Raw genomic sequence first — 20,526 nt, forward strand, 5'->3', positions numbered from 1 at the left:
ATGATTACGAACGAACAGCGAGAGAAGCTGCGCGGCTGGTTCGCCGGCCGCATCCCCGACGACCTCTTCGAGGAACTGACCGAGCTCACGGTCGACCGCGAGGAGATCACCGTGATCGGCCGCATCCCCGAACCCCGGCTGACTCAGGACGCTCCGGACGCCGAACGGGAGGCAGCCCTGGAGAGCCGGGTGCGGGAGTTCCGGGAGCGCACCCGTGAGGAGCGGATGGCCGTGGCCCGGGAGGCCGAGCACCGCTTCGGACGGAAGGTGTCCTGGGGCGTGGAGTGCGGCGGACGGCGCGCGCTCTTCACGCACGTGGCCGCGCCGGTGATGACGCGGCTGCGCCAGCCGGAGCGCCAGGTCCTCGACACCCTGATCGCCGGCGGCGTCGCCCGCAGCCGCAGCGACGCGCTGGCCTGGTGCGTGCGTCTGGTCCAGCGTCATACGGACGACTGGCTCGCGGAGTTGCGCGACTCCCTCGAACACGTGCAGCGGGTGCGGGCTCAGGGTCCGGACGCCGAGACGGACCGCACCCCGCCCGCTGGCGACGAGGAGTGACCGAGGAGTGGAGGAAACGTCCCACAGCACCGCCGGGAATGGATGAACCGTCCTCTGGCGTCGCCCGCCCTTGATCGTTTACGGTCGGCAGACCCCCCTGAGGACGGCATCCGCGCGCCGCCGCACACCCCGGCGCCGGCGGGCGGCCGTCCGCCCAGCAGCCGCGTCACCTCGCGCTCCGCCGCCCCGTCCCCGCTGGAGCCCTCTTGCCCTCGCCGGCCGAACGCCCCGCAGACGCCGACCACCCCTCCCCCGCCGCGTCTCCCCCCTCCGTGACGGAGGTCGAGACCCACGGCGTCGACCGGATCCCCGACGCCGAGCGCTCCGCGACCCCGCTGGACCTGTTCCGGCTCGCCTTCGGCGGTGCCAACACCTTCTCCACCTGCGTCCTCGGCGCCTTCCCGATCCTGTTCGGCCTCTCCTTCTGGCAGGGCCTCGCCGCCACCCTCCTCGGGGTCGTCGCGGGCGCGCTGATCCTGTGCCCGATGGCGGTGTTCGGCCCGGTCAACGGCACCAACAACGCCGTCTCGTCGTCCGCGCACCTCGGTGTGCACGGCCGCGTGGTCGGCTCGTTCCTGTCCCTGCTGACGGCCGTCGCATTCTTCTCCATCTCGGTGTGGAGCTCCGGAGACGCCCTGGTCGGCGGCGCCCACCGGCTCTTCGGCCTCGCCCGGGACGACCTGTCCTACGCCGTCGCCTACGCGCTGTTCGCGGTGCTGGTCCTCGCCGTGTGCGTGTACGGCTTCCGGTTCATGCTGTTCGTCAACAAGATCGCGGTGACCTCGGCGAGCGTGCTGTTCCTGCTCGGCGCGGTGGCGTTCGGGGGTGACTTCGACCCGTCGTACGCGGGCGTCTTCACCGAGTCGGCGGACGCGGCGACGAGGGACCTGTTCTGGCCGTCGTTCATCGGGGCGGCGCTGATCGTGCTGTCGAACCCGGTGTCGTTCGGGGCGTTCCTCGGCGACTGGTCGCGCTACATCCCGGCGAGCACCCCGCGCCGGAAGGTGGTCGGGGCCGCGTTCCTGTCGCAGCTCGCGACGCTGCTGCCGTTCCTGTTCGGCCTGACGACCGCCAGCGTCATCGCGGCCAAGGCGCCGGAGTACGTCGACCCGGCCGCCCCGGACTTCGTGGGCGGGCTGCTCGCGATCTCGCCGGGCTGGTTCTTCCTGCCGGTGTGCCTGCTGGCGCTCATCGGCGGCATGGCGACGGGCACGACGGCGCTGTACGGCACCGGGCTCGACTTCTCGTCCGTGTTCCCGAGGCTGTCCCGGGTCCAGGCGACGCTGCTGGTCGGCGCGTTGTCGATCGCGTTCATCTTCGCCGGCCGGTTCGGCCTCGACCTCGTCCGCTCCATCTCGACCTTCGCCACGATGATCATCACCTGCACCACGCCGTGGATGGTCGTGATGATGCTGGGCTACTGGACGCGGCGCGGCTGGTACGACCCGGAGGCGCTGCAGGTCTTCAACCGTCGTCAGCGCGGCGGCCGTTACTGGTTCGCGCACGGCTGGAACTGGCGGGGCATGACCGCCTGGTGGGTGGCGGCCGTGCTCGGCGTGCTCTTCACCAACATCCCCGGGCAGTTCGTCGGCCCGCTCGGCGACCTGGCGGGCGGTGTCGACATCAGCCTGCCGCTGTCCCTGGTCGTGGCCGCGGTGCTGTTCCTGGCCCTGCTGCGGCTGTTCCCCGAACCCCGGGCGGTATACGGCCCCGAGGGCGCCCGGCTGGCCCGGACCGTCGAGGTACCGGTACCACCGATCACGGGGCCCGGCGCCGAGGGGGCGTTGTCAGACCCCTCGGCTACGTTGCCCGCATGACCGATTTCGTGCTGGTGGCGGGGACATGGCTCGGGGCATGGGCGTGGGACGAGGTGGCGGGCGAGCTGCGCGCGGCCGGGCACGAGGTGCATCCCGTGACCCTGTCGGGCCTCGCCGAGAAGCGGGAGCTGCCGGCGGGGCAGCAGACGCACGTCCGGGACATCGTCGACGAGGTCGAGCGGCTCGATCTGCGGGACGTCGTGCTGGTCGGGCACAGCTACGCGGGTGTCCCGGTCGGGCAGGCGGCCGAGCGGATCAGTGACCGGCTGCGGCGTGTGGTGTTCGTCGACGCGAACGTACCGGTGGACGGGGAGTCGTTCCTGTCGGGCTGGCCGAGCGAAGACGTACGACAGTCGATCGCCGACCACGACGGGTACTGGCCGCCGCTCGGCGCGCAGGAATACACGGGACAGGGGCTGACGGACGAGCAGATCGCCCGGATCGTGAACTCGACCCCGCACCCCGGTGCCACGCTCACCGGCCCGGCCGAGCTCACCCGCCCCCTGGGCGAGCTCCCGGCGACGTACGTCAAGTGCCTGCTCGACGGCGAGGAGCCGATGCCCGTGGTGGCCGAGCTGCTCAGGAGCGAGAGCTGGGAGCTGATCGAGATGGACACCGGCCACTGGCCGATGTTCACCCGGCCGCGCGAACTGGCACGCGTCCTGCACGAGTCGACTGCCCGGCCCTGACCGCTCCCGCCTTGCCTACCGGTCGGTATGGTCGGCGTACTGCGCGTTCTCAGCGACGAGAGGCGGGACGGACGTCATGGCGAAGCACTGGGCGGACTTCCAGTACGAGATCTATCTCAACGGGATGACGGGTGCCGTGCCGCGCCTGCCCACCGATCTGACCCGGCTGGAGGAGCTGACCGAACAGCGGCTCGGGCCGGGCCCGGTCGGCTATGTGGCGGGCAGCGCGGGGAACGGCAGCACCGCCCGCGCCAACCGGGCGGCCCTGGAGCGTCGGCGGATCGTGCCGCGCATGCTGCGGGACGTGCAGAGCCGGGATCTGTCGGTGGAGGTGCTGGGCCGCGCCCTGCCCGCCCCGCTGGCGCTGGCCCCGGTCGGCGTGCTGTCGATCATGCACCCGGAGGCGGAACCCGCCGCGGCCCGGGCCGCCGCCGCGCAGGGGGTGCCGTACATCCTGTCGTCCGCGTCGAGCACCCCCATGGAGCAGGTCGCCGAGGCGATGGGCGACGCCGAGCGGTGGTTCCAGCTCTACTGGCCCAAGGACCCGGAGGTGGCCCGCAGTTTCCTCGGCCGCGCTAAGGCGTCCGGGTTCAGCGTGCTCGTCGTCACCCTGGACACCCCGCTGCTGTCGTGGCGGCCCCGCGACCTGGACCAGGCGTATCTGCCCTTCCTCCACGGCGTCGGCACGGCCAACTACTTCTCGGACCCGGCCTTCCGGGCCGGTCTGGCCAAGCCGGTGCACGAGGATCCGAACGCGGCCGTGATGCACTTCGTCGGAATGTTCTCCGATCCGGCCAAGTCCTGGCCGGACCTGGCGTTCCTGCGGGAGAACTGGGACGGACCGATCGTCCTCAAGGGCGTCCTGCACCCGGACGACGCCCGGCTGGCCGCGGAGGCGGGCATGGACGGCGTGGTCGTCTCCAACCACGGCGGCCGCCAGGTGGCCGGGTCCGTGGCCGCCGCCGACGCGCTGCCCCGGGTCGTGGACGCGGTCGGCGACCGGATCACCGTCCTCTTCGACAGCGGCGTCCGCACCGGCGACGACATCTTCAAGGCCCTCGCCCTGGGCGCGCGGGCGGTGCTCGTCGGACGCCCGTACGTCTACGGTCTCGGCCTCGACGGGCAGCCCGGCGTCGAACACGTCATCCGCTGCCTGCTGGCCGAACTCGACCTCACCCTGGCCCTGTCGGGCCACGCCACGCCTGCGACGGTCTCCCCGGCCGACGTGACGACGCAGCCGGGCTGAGGCGTGGGCGAGGCCGAGTTCACCGCGCGGCCGTTCAGCCCTTCGGCGCTGTCACCTGTCGCGCCGTCGGGATCTCCTCCTCCGCGATCGACAGGGAACCCGCCGCCGTGGGCACGGGCTCCGGCTGCCAGCGCTGTTCCTCGGACCGGTCGCGGACCTTGACGACGATGTCGGCCTCCGGGTCGTCGTTGGTGGAGGTGAGGGCGAGCTGCTCGTCCCAGCGGGGCAGCAACTCCCCTTGCACGGTGAGGTCGTAGCGCACGTCCTCGCCGCGCTCGGCGTACTCCTCGGCGCAGGTGCCGAGGACGACGACGCCGGCGTCCTTGTGCGAGTCCAGGCACAGCCCGGGATCGGCGATGCTGCGCAGCAGCCCGTCGTTCTCGTAGGTCCACTGCTGGGTCCACGCCGTCGAGCACGAGGCCAGTTTCGCCCCCGAGCCCTCCTTCGGCAGGTCCCGGATGTCGAGGCACAGGTCGGCGCCCGCGTTGCGCAGCCGCGTCACGCCCGGTGCCGTGGGCAGCCCGGCCGTGTCCGGCGGGGTCACGGAACCGCCGCCCTTGCCGCCGGCGGCGCTGTTGGAACCGGCCGGGTCGGCCTGGCCGCCGTCGTAGGAGGACGCGCTGATGATGAGTACCGTCGCCAGCACCCCGGCCGACACCGCGCCGACGCCCGAGAGCAGCGCCCGGGAGGAGCGCAGCGCGTCCGGGATCCGCACGCCCGGGATCCGGCGGGCGGGCAGGGGGATCCTGGACAGCAGACGGTGGCGCGCGTTCGCGGACCGCCCGCCGCCGCGTCGGCCGCCGCGACCGCTCCGGGTGCCGTGCGAGGCCCGGCCCGGACGCGAGTCGAGGTAGCGGCGCGCGCCCCAGCCGAGCACCGCTTCGGCGATGAGCGGGCCGAGAGCGCCCTCGAAATGGCTCAGTTGCTCGGCCGCGTTCCGGCAGTAGCGGCACTGAGCCAGATGCTCCTGGACGTCCGGAAGCAGAGCGCCGCCCCGGCGGATCGGGACGTCCAGGAGGCGGTTGTAGAACCGGCAATCATGGGTGGGCGCGAGTTCCCGATGGGCATGTACACAACCCTCGCGGAATTTGTCACGCGCCTGTTCGAGAGCGGCCGACGCGATGTCGGCATCCATGCCCAGCAGGCCGGCGGGGACGCTTAAAGGATCTGCCTCGACCTCGACATGCCAGAGCAAACAGCGCGCGGCGGAGGGAAGTGCCTGGAATGCCCGCTCCGCGAGTGCCCGATTATCGGGCGTCATGGACGTCGCCGCGCGCAGCCCCCGCCCTCCCGCCGGTTTCTGCAGCGCCGGCAGAACGGCGGATATTCGATCGTCGCCCGACCACTCCCGGATCGTGTCGCGCACGGTCACCAGAAGGACCGGGCGCAGCGCGACGGCCGAGTCGCCGAAGGCGACGCGGTTGAGGGTCCGGTGGAAGGCGGTCCCGGTCACCATGGCGGCGACCTGCGCCGACGAGGCGAGACAGATGACCGCGTAGTCGTGCACCGGCTGCCAGTGCCGTGCCATCAGCAGCGCGACGGAATGGGCGGCGACCTCGCCCTCCGGGCTGCCTCTCAGCGGGGCGGCGAGTGCTTCATCGGATTCCCCGGGATCCCCGCCGGGCGGGGGATACGGAGGACGAGGGGGGTGGGGGGTGGGCACTGAGATGGTTCCTTCCCACGCGCAGGTGACACACAGAAGTCCTGCCGCCGAAAAAGGAGCCCGGTGGGTGCGAACCTTTTCTGGCGCGGCGCGGGAGGTGCGAATTCACCGGCGGTGAATCGGACCCGGTTCACAAATCACGTGCGACACCCGGCCATTCCCCCCGCACGTGTGTTTCACTCTTGCACAACCCCCACACGGCCAACAAGGCGCCCGTGCAACATCCGGCCCATTGACAGAAAGTCAGAAACGGGAACGCGCGTACGCTGCTCGCACCCGTTTTCGACATTTCCGTGCGCGCTGTGTGAATCGGGTCAGATCTGCCAGGACCGCAGCCGGTCCGCCGCACCGTAGACATCGGTCGTGTGCGACATCAGATCGCGGGCGAGATCGACGAGGGCGCCGTAGGGCGGGTCGATGCCGACGCCGCTGACGAACATGTACGCCACGGCCGTCGCACAGGCGAAGCGGGCGTTGGCCGCGGGCAGCGGCCGGAGCACGGCGATGGTGTGCAGCAGCGCGGCGGCCCGCCAGGCCGGGTCGGAGTCCACCCCGAGGCGCGGCGGGTCGACCCGGTGCCGGGCGACGGCGGCGACCAGCGCGGAGAAGTCGTTCACGGTGGGCTGGTCCGGCAGGACCTCCTCGTGACGCTGCAGCAGCCAGGGCACGTCGATATGGATGACGGGTGCCATCGGTCAGGCGGCCCGCCCCTCGTCCTTCGCGGGCGGTTCGTCGTCCGGGAAGGCCGCGGCGAACTCGTCGGCGTGGGTCGCGAAGAACCTGCGGAAGGCCTCCGCGCCCTCCTGGAGCGCCCGGTGGCGCGCTATGTCGGCCGCGGCCGCCTCCCGCACGAGCGCCTTCATCGACGTACCGCGCTCCTTGGCGATCTGCCGCAGGTCCTCAAGCTCGCGGTCGCTGAACTCCACGTTGAGAGCTGGCATGCCCTCAAGGTACCGCTCGGGTACTGACTCGTAAATATCCCCAGGTCAGAGAGGAATCAGACGGTACCGTGCGGCGGCGCGACCCCGGCGATGTCACATTCCGGGCCCCTGCCCCGGTCCCAGTGGTGAACGCCTTACTGGGAGGTCCACGCATGACCGAGATCACCGCACCCGGCACCGACGCCCCGGCCGACGAGGCGACCGGGGTGTTCGTCGACCATCGCGAGCTGCTGTTCGGCATCGTCTACAACGTGCTCGGCAGTGTCGCCGACACCGAGGACGTCCTGCAGGAGACCTGGCTGTCCTTCACGGCCCGGGGCGGCGGCGCTCCCCTGGCGGGCGTCGACAACCCCCGCGCCTATCTCGTGCGGGCGGCGGTCAACCACGCGCTGCGCCGCCGTGCCGCGATCAGCCGCAGGCGGGAGACCTATGTCGGCCAGTGGCTGCCCGAGCCGCTGGTCGCCGAGGACGAGGCCGGCACCGCCGACGGGCCCGCCCTGCGCGCCGAGTCGGTGTCGCTGGCGATGCTGGTCGTCCTGGAGTCGCTGACCCCGCTGGAGAGGGCCGTGTTCGTCCTGGGCGAGGTGTTCGGCTACCCGCACGCCGAGATCGCGGAGGTCATCGACCGCTCCCCCGCCGCCGTACGGCAGTTGGCGCACCGGGCCCGGGAGCATGTGCGGGCGCGGCGGCCGCGGTACGAGGCGCGTCCGCGGGTGCGACGGGAGGCGACCGAGCGGTTCGTGCGGGCGGCGCTCGGCGGCGACATCGCCGAGCTGATGGAGGTTCTCGCGCCGGACGTCACGGCGTGGACGGACGCCGGCGGCAAGCGCAGGCCGGCGAGCCTGCGCCCGGTGCACGGCCGGGACAAGGTGGCCCGCCTGCTCACGTCCGGGCGCGGCGGCCCGCGCGATCCCGTCTGGCGCTATCGCCGCGTCAACGGCGACGACGCCGCCGTGCTGTTCGACGGGAACGCCCCGTTCGCCGTCCTGGTGCTGGACCTCACCCCGGAGGGCGACCGGGTGTCCGGCATCTATGTCGTGGCCAATCCGGACAAGCTCACCCACCTGATGGAGGGGAAGGCGTGAGGGGCCCGCTCAGGTCCGGGAGCGGCAGAACTCCCGGACGGTCCGGTTGAAGGCCTCCGGGGCCTCGATGTTGCTGAGGTGCCCGACGCCCGGGAGCACGACCAGCGTGGCGTGCGGGATCGCCGCCAGGAACGGGTGGGCGACCTGCTCCACCGGGGAGCGCGAGTCGAGTTCGCCCCAGAGCAGGAGCGTCGGCACCGTGATCCCGGGCAGCAGGTCGCGCTGGTCGGCCTCGGCCATGACGGTGAGCTCGGTCCGCATGGTCTGGGGGCGTGTCTCGGCCGACATCACCGACATCAGGCGTACGGCCTGGGCGGGCGGCTCGCCCGCGAACAGGCCCGGCATGGTCGGCGCGAAGTCCTCGGCCGGGACCGCCAGCACCCGCTCGGCCCCCTCGACCCGCGCCCGCACCTCCGCCGGGGGCAGTGATCCCTTCCAACCGGCGTAGGTGTCGACGAGGAGCAGCGTCCTGACGAGATCGGAGTGGTGCCGGTAGAACTCCAGGACGATGGTCCCGCCCCAGGCCAGGCCCAGGACATGGGCCGGTCCGAGCCCCACGTCCTTGACGACCGCCGCCAGACAGCGGGCGTAGTCGGCCAGGGTGAAGGAGGGCGGTACGTCGGAGGAGCGGCCGGCTCCCGGTTCGTCCCAGGCGACCACGGTGAAGGCGTCGGCCAGGTCGGCGATCTGGCCGCGCCAGACGCGGGCGTCCGCGGTGGCGCCGTGCACCAGTACCAGGGGCGGGCCCGAGCCCACCCGGTCGTAGGCGACCTCGACGCCGTCTACTCGCACCGCGTGCATGTGACCAGGCTACGCGCGGGTGCCGGGGGCGTCCTGTCGGCGGACTCCCCCGGCACCGGGCAGCTCCCTACCCCTGGTCCGCCACGAAGGCGGCCATCCGGGTCAGGGCGGCGTTCCAGTTGATCGTGTGCTCGTTGGTCGACCAGGACTGGATGTCGTCGATGTAGCAGAACTGTCCGACGCAGCCCTGGAGTTTGCTCTGTGCGTAGGGGTCCTGGATGCTCGAGTTCGGCCCGCCGGCGAGGGTGCCGCGCGGTGGGTTGGGCAGGCCGGGGTCGAGCTGGCGGGCGTACCAGCGGCTGTGCTGGTTCTGGGCGCTGACCTCGCCGTAGCCGGTGACGTAGGAGAGGTTCAGCGCGTTGCGGCCGAGGATGTAGTCCATGCTCTGCAGCGCTCCGTCGCGGTACTTCGAGGCGCCGGTGATGTCGTACGCGGTGGCGAGGACGACGGCGTTGTTGAGGACCTGGTGGCTGGAGCCCCAGTCGTACTTGTTGCCGTCGGGCGCGTAGGGCATGCCGTAGGGGTGGTCCTTCAGGGTGGCCAGGTAGCGGTCGGCGCCCTTGACGACGGACTCACGGACCTTGTCCCGGCCGGGCAGCCTGCTCGGCACCGTCGCGAGGTCGAGTCGGCCCGCCGCCCCGGTGCGGGCCCAGTCGAAGCCGAGGGGCTTGAAGAGGTCGGCCGTGTGGACCGGGGACTTCAGGACGTACTCCTCGAACTGCTTCTCCCCCGTGCTGAGATACAGCTCGGCCGCCGCCCAGTAGAAGTCGTCGGTGACGTCGCTGTCGGGGTAGGCGCCGCCGCCGACGCCGTCGCTCTCGGAGGCGTAGCGGTCGGGGTGGGCGAGCGCCGCCGACCAGGCCGTGCGGGCGGCCGCCAGGGCCTTGTCTGCGAACGCCTTGTCGTAGGACCGGTACAGGCGGGCCGCCTGCGCGGCCGTGGCCGCCAGGTTCAGGGTGGCCGCGGTGGACGGCGGGTGCAGTTCGCGCTTCTGCGGGTCGTCGCTCGGCAGCAGCGGCAGCCCGGTCCACTGCTCGTCGTGCATCTTGTGGTGGGCCATGCCGGCCAGCGGCTTACCGGCGGGCACCTGCATCTTCAGCAGGAACTCCAGCTCCCAGCGGGCCTCGTCGAGGATGTCCGGGACCTTGTTGCCGCTCTCGGGGATGGCGAGCGTGCCGTCGCCGAGCTTGCCGGCGTCGCCGGTGCGGGCGTGGAGCGCGCGTTCGTGGGTGCTCAGCAACTCCCAGGTGGAGATGCCGCCGTTGACGACGTACTTGCCGTGGTCGCCGGCGTCGTACCAGCCGCCGCTGACGTCGAGGCTGTAGTCGCACACGCCCGGCTGGCACGGCACGGCGGTGTCGCCCTGGTTGGGTGCCACGCCCACGTGACCGGCCCGGCGGCCGTACCCGGGCCGCAGGTCCTCGCGGATCTCGATGCCGCTGCGCTGGGTGTAGTAGTACTTCGCCGAGTCGAGGCGGAGCCGCTCCCAGACGCTCGCGTCGACGTCGAAGGGACGGCTGGTCTCGCCGTCGGCGACCAGGGTGAAGCCGGTGCCCTTCGTGCGGTACGCGCCGAAGTCGATCGAGTGGACGTTCTGCCCGGAGGAGGCGTCGACCCCGCGCGGCACGGTCGTGCCCCGGGCGACCGCGGTGCCGCGGGCGTTCCTCAGCTCCCAGGGCAGCTTCGCCGTGGCGTCGGTGACCAGGGTGGCGTTCTTCGGCCCGGCGGGCAGATAGGCGACCTGGTTGACGCGGACCCGGGGGCCGGTGTCGGGCTCGTACGGCTCCGGCGCGACGCCGCCCAGCAGCGAGACGTCGTCCATGCAGAAGCGCCAGGCGTCCGCGCTGCCGCCGAGCTGGAAGCCGACCTGCGCCTGGGCCATGTCGACGGGCGAGGTGAAGGTGTAGGAGTAGCGGTCGCCGGAGACGCTGAGCTGCGGTGTCACCTCGTAGTAGGTGTCGTACGGGGACACCGACAGGCCCACGATCGCCCGCACCACGTGCCCGGCGGGCGTGCCGGTCGCGCTGAAGGAGAAGCGGTACGACTCCCCCTTCACGAGGGTGATGTCGTTCTGCCCGACGGCGGCGTCCCAGCGGTTGGTGGTGCCGCCGGGTACGTCGGCGCAGAGCCGGCCGTCGGACAGGCCCCCGGTGACGTTGCTGGTCGTCCACCATGGGGCGGTGGTGGTGTCGAAGGCGCCGTTCTTGACCTGTTCGACCTCTTCGGCCCCGGCCGGTGCGGAGGGCAGCGCGGTGAGCGCGGTCGCCAGGAGGGCCGTCAGGGACAGCAGGGCGGTTCTGCGTCGTTTCACGTCCGGGCTCCTCTGGAGAGGGGCGGGTGACGCTCGCCATGGGAGCGCTCCCAGATACGGATGCCCGCCATGGTTGTGGCTGATGTGACACTCCGTCAACGGTCCGGACGGGACTGGCTGTCCGTCACCCGTCCGGACCAGTGCGGACTAGACGGTGTCCAGCCTGCTGATGCGTATCGCGCCCCGCGTCTCGTCGGGGTGGCCGCTCGTCAGGGTGAGCCGGATCCGGGTGCCGCGGACGGACTCGAAGGTGATCACCGTGGGGGCGTCGGAGGCGGTGGCCCAGTCGATCGCGGTGTCCCGGGCGGCCCGCCAGGCCCGGCCGTCCCACACCGCCACCGCGATGGCCGCGGGCAGGCTGTGGGTGGCGTCCACCGTGAAGGAGACGTCCACCCGGTCGAAGCCGCGGGTGCGCCCGTGGTCGACCGAGACCCAGTCCTCGCCGCGGGCCCCGTCGAAGGCGGGCAGCAGGGCCGTGGCCTGCTTGGAGAAGCCGTTGGACCAGCCCGTGGCCGGATCGCCGTCGAGCATGGCGGCGGGCAGGGTGTCCGGGCGGCCCGAGTAACTGGCGTCCGCGTGCGGGTGGTCCAGGGGAGCCGGATGCTCCGGCTCGAAGGCGGGCGGGGTCGTCTCGGCCCGGTCCCGGGCCGGGGTGGCGCGTACCATCGCCGTGCCGGTGCGCAGGCCGTCGGCGCGGGCGGTCACCTTCACCGTGCCCGTCCGCGTGCCGGAGCGGACGATGGCGAGGGCCTTGCCGTGGTAGGCGGTGCGGGTGCTCGCCTGGTAGCGCTCGGCGCTCTCCTGGCGGCCGTTGTCGAGCCCGGCCAGGGAGCCGTTCGCCACCTCGAAGGAGAGCAGGTGTTCGGCGCCGGGCACCACCACGCCGCGCCGGTCGACCACCTCGGCGGTCACGAAGACCAGCGAACGGCCGTCCGCGGCGGTGGAATCGCGGTCGGACGTCAGGCGGATCGCGTGCGGCGCGCCGGCGGTGCGCAGCACGTCGGTGGCGACCTTCTTGCCGCCCTGGCGGGCGACGGCCTTCAGCTCCCCCGCTTCGTAGGGCACCTTCCAGGTCAGGTGCAGCTTTCCGGCGCTGCCGTTCGGGCTGGTGTAACTGCCGGGCCAGGGGCCGTCGGTGAAGGTCTTGTCGTCGCCGGTCGCCTCGGTGGTCTCCAGGTACGCGCGGCCGTCGACAGTCTTCTTCGTGTCGAACCGCCGTACGCCCAGCGACTTTCCGTTGAGGAACAGCTCGACGGTGTCGACGTTGGCGTACGCCCAGACTTCGACCGTGTCGCCCTCGGCGTGGTTCCAGGTCATCGGGAGCAGATGGACCATCGGCCGCTCGGTCCACTGGCTCTGAAAGAGGTAGTACATGTCCTTCGGGAAGCCCGCGGTGTCGACCGCGCCGAAGAAGGAGGCCTTGACCGGGAAGACGTCGTACGGCGTGGGCTCGCCGATGTAGTCGATGCCCGACCACAGGAACTGCCCGGTGAACCACTCGCGGTCCCGGTCCTTCTTGTGGCCGTACTCGCCGCTCATGGTCCAGGAGGCGAGGTTGTTGTCGTAGGAGGAGGTCGCGCGCTTGCCCGGCGTGTGGTTCTCGCCGGTGTTGAGGTGCTCGGGCTCCTGATAGGCGCCGCGGGTGGAGGTCTCCGAGGACGACTCCGACTCGAACAGGAACAGCTTGGGATAGCGGGCGTGCAGGGCGTCCACCGACTTGGCGGTGTTGTAGTTGAGGCCGAGGCCGTCGATCTTGGCGAGGATCAGATCGCCGGGAGAGCCCGGGGCGGGCACGCTGCGGTGCCGGTGGGAGCCGATCACGACCGGGCGGGTGGCGTCGTGGGCCTTGATGGCGGCGATGAGCCGGTCGGCCATGGCGAGACCGGCGGTGGAGGTGAACTCGCTGACCTCGTTGCCGATGGACCACATCAGGACGGCGGGAGAGTTGCGGGCGGCCAGGACCATCTCCGCGATGTCCTTGTCGGCCCACTCGTCGAAGAAGCGGCCGTAGTCGTAGCGCGTCTTGGGGCTCTTCCAGCAGTCGAACGCCTCCACCAGCATGACGATGCCGAGTTCCTCGCAGACCTCGATCATCTCCGGGGAGGGCGGGTTGTGGGAGGTGCGGAAGGCGTTGACGCCCATCGACCTCATGATGAGCATCTGACGGCGGACGGCGTCCTTGCTGACGGCGGCGCCCAGGGCGCCCAGGTCGTGGTGGAGGTCGACCCCCTTGAGCTTGTGGTGGGTGGCGTTGAGGAAGAAGCCCTCGTCCGGGTCGAAGCGGAAGGTGCGGAAGCCGAAGGGCGTGCGGTAGGTGTCGGTGGTCCGGCCGCCGACGCGCAGTTCGGTGTGCAGGGTGTAGCGGTGCGGGGCTTCGATGTCCCACAGCTCCGGCTGCCTGACGGTGAGTTCGTGGGTCTCGGTCTTCTCGTCGGTGACGGTGACCGTGGAGGAGGTACGGGCGACCGTGCGGCCCTTCCGGTCGACGATCCGGGAGACGACCTCGACGTCCGCGCCCGCGCCCGACGCGTCGACGACCGTGGTGTCGATCCGTACGACGGCCCGCTCGGCGGAGATCTCGGGGGTGAGGACGCGGGTGCCCCAGCGGGCCACGTGCACCGGCTCGGTGATCACCAGGCGTGCCTCGCGGTAGATGCCGCTGCCCGAGTACCAGCGGCTGCTGGGGAGCCGGTTCTGGACCTTGACCGCGAGCACGTTCTCGGTGCTGCCGTCGGTGTGCACCAGGTCGGTGAGGTCGAAGGCGAAGCCGGTGTACCCGTAGGGGTGGCGGCCGGCCTCCGTGCCGTTGCAGTAGACGTGGGAGTCCATGTAGACGCCGTCGAACTCCACCGAGATCCGCTTCCCCGCCAGGGCGGGCGGCAGGGTGAAGGCGAGGCGGTACCAGCCGAGGCCGCCGGGCAGGAAGCCGGTGCCGCTGGTGGTGCCGTGCTCGGTGGTGGGGGCCTGCTCGATGCTCCAGTCGTGCGGGACGGCGACCTCGCGCCACCCGGAGTCGTCGTGGCCGGGCAGCGCGGCGTCGGCGTAGGCGCCGGTCGGGTCGGTGATGCCGCCCGGGTCGACCAGCGCGAAGCGCCAGCCGTCGCGCAGGGCGACGGTGCTGCGACCGGACCCGCCGCGCGCCTCCTCGGCGGCCCACGCCTGCGGGGAGCCGAGCAGCGCTCCGGCCGCGGGCGCGGCCGCGGAGGCGAGCAGGACCGATCTGCGCGTGACCGACATGACGGCTCTCCCTCATCAATACCCAGAACTACTCACAACTGATCGTGAACAAACAGATTCTGTCGAGGTGTCACACAGGGCCGTCAAGGGTGCGGCAACGTCCTTCTGCCCCAGGCGTCACATCGGCCGGAATCACGCCCCGGCCCCGCACGGCCGGGCGCTGCCGGGGTTACCGGTTCACGACGGGCGCCTACGGACTAGGCTGGAACTCAAGCGACTGCTCTGATCACTGTGAGTGTCCGTATGGAGTGGCGACGATGACCCCGGACGAGCCGTTGGACGAGGGCGTGGCCGCCCGTGTCGTCATCGCCGCCGACGGCACGCTCACCGGGTGGAACGAGGGGGCCCGCCGCCTCCTGGGCCACACGTCCGCCGACGTCGTGGGCCGCCCGGCCGCCGAGCTGCTGGCCGACGACGCCACCGCGCCACCCGCGCCCCACGACGCCCGCTGGAGCGGCATGCTCGCGCTGCGTCACCGCGACGGCCGCACGGTGTCCGTGTGGGTGCTCGCCCACCGCAGACCGCCGGAGGGCGAGGCGTCCGAGTGGTTCGCGGTGTCCCCGCCGGAGGCCGACGACCTGGGGCCGGAGGACGACCCGCTGGTGCGGGCGGCCCTCACCCAGTCGCCCTGCGCCACGATGATCTTCGACGAGGGGCTGCGGCTGCGCGGCGTCAACGAGGCCATGGCGGATCTGCTCGGCATGCCCGCCGACCGTCTGCGGGGTCTGAGACCCACGGACATCGGCAGCCGGCCGCAGAACACCGAGCTCGAGGAGAATCTGCGCCGGGTGCTGAGCACCGGCCACCGGCAGGACATGCAGACGTACATGAAGGCCAGCGGCGAGTCCCGGGGCGCGCACGCCTGGCTGGCCCGGATCGCACCGCTCACCGACCCGTCCGGCCAGGTGCGGGGCGTGTGCGTGACCGCCCACGACTTCAGCGACCAGTACCGGGCGCGGGAGCGGCTGCAACTGGTGAACGAGGCCAGCGTGCGCATCGGCACCACCCTCGACGTCACCCGTACGGCCCAGGAGCTGGCGGACGTGTGCGTGCCGGCGCTCGCCGACTTCGTCAGCGTCGACCTGCTCGACACCCGGGAGCACGGCGGCGAGTCCGCGGGGCCGCCCGTCCCGCCGGTGGGTCTGCGCCGGGCCGCCCACCAGTCGATCAACTCGGGCAGCCCCGAGGCCGTCACCAAGCCGGGGCAGGTCGAGATCTACCCGGATGCCTCCCCGCAGGCCGCCTCGCTGATCGCGGGCCACGCGGTGGTGGCCTCGGGATCGGAGGAGGACCTCGAACGGTGGCTCGCCTGGGATCCGGTCCGCTTCCGCCGGGTCCGCGAGTACGGCATCCACTCCACGATGTCCGTCCCGCTCCAGGCCAGGGGCACCATCCTCGGGGTCGCGGTGTTCACCCGTTTTCGGCGCACCGAGGACTTCACGGACGACGATGTGCTGCTGGCCGAGGAGGTCACGGCCCGGGCCGCCGTCTGCATCGACAACGCGCGCCGCTACTCCCGCGAGCGGGAGACGACCCTCACGCTGCAGCGCAGTCTGCTGCCCCGGCATCTGCCGCGCACCGCCGCGGTGGAGGCGGCCTCCCGCTATCTGCCCGCCACCCGCACCGGTGTGGGCGGCGACTGGTTCGACGTGATCCCGCTGTCCGGGATGCGGGTCGCCATGGTCGTCGGGGACGTCGTCGGCCACGGCATCCAGGCCTCGGCCACCATGGGCCGGCTGCGCACCGCCGTCCGCACCCTCGCCGACATCGATCTGGCCCCCGACGAACTGCTCACCCACCTCGACGACCTGGTCGTCCGGCTGTCCCAGGAGTCCGGCGGCGAAGACGCGGCCGGTACCGGCGAGGTCGGGGCGACCTGCCTCTACGCGGTGTACGACCCGGTGTCGCGGCGCTGCACCCTGGCCCGGGCCGGGCACCCGCAGCCCTTCCTGGTCCCACCGGACGGCCCGGCGCGGCAGCTCGACCTGCCCTCCGGTCCCCCGCTCGGTGTCGGGGGACTGCCGTTCGAGAGCGCCGAGGTGGAGCTGCGGGAGGGCAGTGTCCTGTCGTTCCACACGGACGGGCTCCTCGCGAGCCGCGAACGGGACGTCGACACGAGCCAGCGGATGCTGCGCGAGGCCCTGTCGGCGACCGCCGGCTCGCTGGACGAGGTCTGCGACCGCGTGCTGCAGGCGCTGCTCCCCGCGGGCGGCTCCGCCGACGACGTGGCCCTGCTGCTGGCCCGCACCCGGGGTCTGCCGTCCTCCCAGGTCGCGACCTGGGACATCCCGGCCGACCCGGCGCTGGTGGCCCCCATCCGCAAGCAGGTCGTCGAGCAGCTCGACCGCTGGGGGCTGATCGAGGCCACGTTCACCGCGGAGCTGGTGGTGAGCGAGCTGGTCACCAACGCCATCCGCTACGGAGCCAAGCCCATCCGGCTACGGCTGATCCACGACGCGGACACGCTGATCTGTGAGGTGTCCGACACCAACCACACGGCCCCGCATCTGCGCCGGGCCAAGACCTGGGACGAGGGGGGCCGCGGTCTGCTCCTGGTCGCCCAGCTCACCCAGCGCTGGGGCAGCAGGCACACCGCGGACGGCAAGACGATCTGGGCGGAGCTGACGATGCTCGACGCGATGTGAGCGTTCTTACCGGAGCCTGGTTTCATGGGCGGGCACCGCCTGTAACGCGCTCCGGAGGACCTCGCCCTGAACACCCCGCTCGCCGAAGTCCTGTCCGTGGCGCTGCTGGCCGCGGTGCTCGTCTGGGCCGTCGTCCGTCCCAAGGGGCTGCCCGAGGCCGTACTGGCGGTTCCGGCCGCCGGGCTCGCGGTCGCCGTCGGCGTGATCTCGCCCGCGCACGCGTGGGAGGAGATCCAGCGGCTGGGGCCCGTGGTCGGCTTCCTCGCGGCCGTGCTGGTGCTCGCCCACTTCTGCGACGTGGAGGGACTCTTCAGGGCGTGCGGGGCATGGATGGCCCGCTGGGCGGCGGGGCGTCCCGGGCGGCTGCTGACCGCGGTGTTCGCACTGGCCTCCGTCATCACGGCCGTGCTCAGCCTGGACGCCACGGTCGTCCTGCTGACCCCGGTCGTGCTCGCCACCGCCACCAGGATGGGCGTCGAGGCCCGGCCGCACCTCTACGCGTGCGCGCACCTGTCCAACACCGCGTCCCTGCTGCTGCCGGTCTCCAATCTGACCAACCTCCTCGCCTTCGCGGCGAGCGGGCTGAGCTTCACCCGGTTCACGGCGCTGATGGCGCTGCCCTGGCTGGTCGCGATCGCCGCCGAGTACCTGATCTTCCGGCGGTTCTTCGCCCGGGAACTGGTCGCCCCGCTCCCCGCCGCCGACCCCGAGCGGCCTCCTGAGCTGCCGCTGTTCGCCCTGGTCACGGTGGGCTGCACCCTCGCCGGATTCGTGGTGGCCTCCGCCCTCGGGATCGCACCGGCGTGGGCCGCGCTGGCGGGTGCGCTGGTGCTGGCCGGGCGGGCGCTGCTGCGGCGGCGCGCCACCCCGCTGACGGTGGTGCGCTCCGCCGCCCCGGCCTTCCTGGCGTTCGTCCTCGCGCTCGGCGTCGTCGTTCGCGCGGTCGTCGACAACGGCCTCGCCGACGCCCTCCACCGTGTGCTGCCCGACGGCTCGGGCCTGCTCGCGCTGCTGGGCGTGGCCGCGCTGGCCGCCGTCCTGGCGAACCTCATCAACAACCTGCCCGCGGTGCTGGTGCTGCTGCCGCTGACCGCCGGGGCCGGTCCCGGAGCCGTGCTGGCGGTGCTGCTCGGCGTGAACATCGGCCCCAATCTGACCTACGCCGGTTCGCTGGCGACCCTGCTGTGGCGGCGGATCGTGCAGCGGCACGGGCACCGCGTCGAGCTCGGGGAGTTCACCCGGCTCGGGCTGCTCGCGGTGCCCGCCGCGCTGGTGCCGGCCGTGGTGGCGCTGTGGCTGTCGCTGGCGGTCGTCGGGGGCTGAGTCGCGCCCGGTCAGCGACCGCGACCGCCGTAGCCGTAGCCGTAGCCGTAGCCGTAGCCGTAGCCGTAGCCGTAGCCAGGGTGGCCGTATCCGTAGCCGTGGCCGGGGTAGCCGTCGTCGCCGTCTCCTGAGCAGTGGTAGCCGTGGTAGTGGCACGTGGTGCTGGGCGAGGGGCTCGGGGACTCCGGCCGGGACGTCGACGGAGCGGCGGTCGGGGTGGGGGCCGGTTCGGGTGTCCTGGACGGTGTCGGGGTGGGGGTCGGTGTGGGCGCGGCCGTCGGCACCGGCGCGGCGGCCTCCCAGTTGACGACCTCCATCTGGAGGTCGGTCTTGGAGGTGTCGATCACCCAGCGCTGGACCTCGTCGTCCGCCCGGGTCTTGAGGACCAGGGACCCCGAGCCGTCGGTCGCGGCCGGGGCGAGGGCGAGCTCCTGGTCCCGGCGGGGCACCAGGGCGCCCTGGAGGACGAAGTCGTAACTGATGTCCTTGATGTCGGGCCGGGACGGGCCCGTGCAGGGGGCCAGCCGCACCGAGTAGCCGAGCCGGGAGTCCAGGCACAGGTCGGGGTCGGCGCCGTTGCGCAGCAGCCCGTCGGTCTCGTACGTCCACTGCTGGGCGGGGGCGGAGGAGCAGGTGGTGAGTTCGGCTTCGGCGCCCTCGACGGCCTTCTTGCCGTCGACGCCGACGCACAGGCCCGAGGCGAGGTTGTGCAGCCGGCCGCGCAGGGCGCCCTTGCGGGCCTCGCCCGCCCCGATCCAGGACGGGTCTCGGGTCGGCTCGCCCGTGCCCGGGTCGGCCGCCTCGGAGGACTGGTCCGCGCCGGCCGGCGGGGCCGTGTCGCCGGAGTCGCCGATGGACCACAGGACCAGCGGGAGGACGACCAGGCCGCTGACGGTCAGGATGCCCACGGTGAGGTTGCGGCGGCGGGCGGCACGGCGGGCCGCCTTGTGGGCGGATCTTCGGGAGGCGGTGCGGGGGCCCACGGCGTCCGGGCCGGGGACCGTTCCACCGGCCGGCGCCGGCGCGTCGGGCGGGGTGGTGGGGAATACCTCATGGGCGTGGGCCAAGGCCTGCGCCAGAGCCCGCGTCCGGTCCTGCGCCGGGTCCCGTGACTGGTCCTGCGTCTGGACCGGGCCCCGCGGTGGGGCCTGCGCTTCCCTTTCGGCTGCGGGGGCGGGTGGCGCGGTCACCGGGTCGGCGGGGTCGGTGAAGGACTCCCCGATCGCGCCGGCGAGGGCGACGGGGTCCGGGAAGGCCGCACGCGCGGCACCGGCCGGTTCCGTGCCGGCCGTCTCCTCGGGTGCGGCGCTCTCCGGGGAGGCCTGGGCGGCACCGCTCGCCGCACTCTCGGCGTACTCCTGACCGCCCCAGCCGAGCACCGCCTCCGCCAGGGCGACGCCGAGCCCGTGGTTGAACCGGTCGAGCTGGTCCGCGGCGGCGCTGCAGTGCCCGCATCCCTCGATATGCGCGCGTAGATCGGGGTCGAGGTCGAGGGCGCCCCTTCGATACGTGACGTCGAGCAGACGCAGATAGCGCCGGCATTCCTCGTCGGGGGCGGTTTCGCGGTGGACCTGGAGGCACTCCTCGCGCATCCGGTCGCGGGCCCGGGCCAGTTCGACCCGCGCGCCCTCCTCGTCCAGGCCGAGCAGCCCGCCGGGAGCCGTGAGCGGTTCGGCCTCGACCTCGACGTGCCACAGCAGGCAGCGGGCCGACTGGGGCAACCGCTGGAAGGCCCCGGACAGCAGGCGACGGTGTCGCTGCGGCAGCAGCCGGGCGGCCGGGCGCTCCCCGTCACCGGCCTCGGACAGCAGATCCGGGTGGAGCATGTCGCGTCGGTGGTCTCCGGCCCACTCGGCCGCGATCCGCCGCACGGTGACGAGCAGTTGGGGCCGCCAGGCGGATGTCGGACCGTTCTGGCGCAGGCTCTCGCCGAAGAGCCGGGTGAAGGCGGCCGTGGTGAGCATTCCGGCGAAATGCGGACCGGCGGTGCACAGCCGGGCGTAGGCGAAAGCCGCCTCCCAGTGCCGGTCCAGCAACTCGCCGACGGGATGGAGCGCGGGCGTCGCACCCGTCCACTTCCTGAGCTCGGCGCTCAGTTGCTCGTCCGTCGGGCCGAACCTGCGGGCCGGGGCCGGGGAATTCGACGGACTTGCGTCGTTCACGGCTGCATTCCTCTCAAGGACATGCGGAATAAAGTCCATACCAAGGGG

Annotated in this window: 14 protein-coding genes; 7 read left to right on the forward strand and 7 right to left on the reverse strand. The window is 72.4% G+C overall.

The genetic code is table 11. The annotated features are described in order from the left end of the window. The 4 genes from NNW99_RS01775 to NNW99_RS01790 all read left to right on the forward strand — a co-directional run bounded on the left by NNW99_RS01775 (position 1) and on the right by NNW99_RS01790 (position 4,310). Positions 1–558: a hypothetical protein gene (locus tag NNW99_RS01775; RefSeq protein WP_215116806.1), complete on the forward strand. Its 558-nt coding sequence runs from the start codon at positions 1–3 to the stop codon at positions 556–558. A 272-nt stretch (positions 559–830) separates the two neighbouring features. Further along, a complete protein-coding gene (locus NNW99_RS01780; RefSeq protein WP_251057671.1) occupies positions 831–2,375 on the forward strand; it encodes a cytosine permease in 1,545 nt (514 codons plus the stop codon). Next, positions 2,372–3,064, forward strand: a complete 693-nt coding sequence (locus NNW99_RS01785; RefSeq protein ID WP_215116808.1) for an alpha/beta fold hydrolase — start codon at positions 2,372–2,374, stop codon at positions 3,062–3,064. The genes NNW99_RS01780 and NNW99_RS01785 overlap by 4 nt, the downstream gene beginning before the upstream one ends. 76 nt (positions 3,065–3,140) lie before the next feature. Continuing rightward, on the forward strand, positions 3,141–4,310 hold the full coding sequence (locus NNW99_RS01790; RefSeq protein WP_215116809.1) for a lactate 2-monooxygenase: 1,170 nt from the start codon (positions 3,141–3,143) through the stop codon (positions 4,308–4,310). A 34-nt stretch (positions 4,311–4,344) separates the two neighbouring features. Here the strand turns inward: NNW99_RS01790 and NNW99_RS01795 are convergent, their stop codons facing one another. The 3 genes from NNW99_RS01795 to NNW99_RS01805 form a co-directional block, all read right to left on the reverse strand. Further along, positions 4,345–5,973: an RICIN domain-containing protein gene (locus NNW99_RS01795; RefSeq protein WP_215116810.1), complete on the reverse strand. Its 1,629-nt coding sequence runs from the start codon at positions 5,971–5,973 to the stop codon at positions 4,345–4,347. 314 nt (positions 5,974–6,287) lie between these two features. Continuing rightward, a complete protein-coding gene (locus NNW99_RS01800; protein WP_215116811.1) occupies positions 6,288–6,665 on the reverse strand; it encodes a toxin Doc in 378 nt (125 codons plus the stop codon). Between the two features lie 3 nt (positions 6,666–6,668). Continuing rightward, positions 6,669–6,914, reverse strand: coding sequence for a hypothetical protein (locus NNW99_RS01805; protein WP_184587072.1), 246 nt, complete (start codon positions 6,912–6,914; stop codon positions 6,669–6,671). 152 nt (positions 6,915–7,066) lie between these two features. Here NNW99_RS01805 and NNW99_RS01810 point away from each other — a divergent pair, with 152 nt between their 5' ends. Next, on the forward strand, positions 7,067–7,999 hold the full coding sequence (locus NNW99_RS01810; RefSeq protein WP_215116812.1) for a sigma-70 family RNA polymerase sigma factor: 933 nt from the start codon (positions 7,067–7,069) through the stop codon (positions 7,997–7,999). Between the two features lie 9 nt (positions 8,000–8,008). Here the strand turns inward: NNW99_RS01810 and NNW99_RS01815 are convergent, their stop codons facing one another. The 3 genes from NNW99_RS01815 to NNW99_RS01825 form a co-directional block, all read right to left on the reverse strand. Continuing rightward, positions 8,009–8,800 (reverse strand): alpha/beta fold hydrolase, encoded by a 792-nt coding sequence (locus NNW99_RS01815; protein WP_215116813.1) that lies wholly within the window; start codon positions 8,798–8,800, stop codon positions 8,009–8,011. 67 nt (positions 8,801–8,867) lie between these two features. Next, the gene (locus NNW99_RS01820) at positions 8,868–11,111 is read right to left on the reverse strand and encodes a glycoside hydrolase family 9 protein (RefSeq protein ID WP_215116814.1); all 2,244 of its coding nucleotides are present in this window, start codon (positions 11,109–11,111) and stop codon (positions 8,868–8,870) included. A gap of 147 nt (positions 11,112–11,258) precedes the next feature. Further along, complete coding sequence (locus NNW99_RS01825) at positions 11,259–14,348, reverse strand: glycoside hydrolase family 2 TIM barrel-domain containing protein (RefSeq protein ID WP_215116815.1); 3,090 nt, start codon at positions 14,346–14,348, stop codon at positions 11,259–11,261. A gap of 257 nt (positions 14,349–14,605) precedes the next feature. On the opposite strand from NNW99_RS01825, the gene NNW99_RS01830 reads away from it, so the two are divergent. Together NNW99_RS01830 and NNW99_RS01835 are read left to right on the forward strand one after the other, a co-directional pair. Continuing rightward, positions 14,606–16,993, forward strand: a complete 2,388-nt coding sequence (locus NNW99_RS01830) for a SpoIIE family protein phosphatase (protein ID WP_215116816.1) — start codon at positions 14,606–14,608, stop codon at positions 16,991–16,993. A 66-nt stretch (positions 16,994–17,059) separates the two neighbouring features. Next, entirely contained in the window at positions 17,060–18,316 is a 1,257-nt protein-coding gene (locus NNW99_RS01835) for an arsenic transporter (RefSeq protein ID WP_215124109.1), read from the forward strand. Between the two features lie 11 nt (positions 18,317–18,327). Here the strand turns inward: NNW99_RS01835 and NNW99_RS01840 are convergent, their stop codons facing one another. Then, positions 18,328–20,478, reverse strand: coding sequence for a ricin-type beta-trefoil lectin domain protein (locus tag NNW99_RS01840; protein ID WP_251057673.1), 2,151 nt, complete (start codon positions 20,476–20,478; stop codon positions 18,328–18,330). Positions 20,479–20,526: the final 48 nt, after the last annotated feature.

The organism is Streptomyces sp. CRCS-T-1, from assembly GCF_024442335.1.
Classification (GTDB): Bacteria; Actinomycetota; Actinomycetes; order Streptomycetales; family Streptomycetaceae; genus Streptomyces; species Streptomyces koelreuteriae.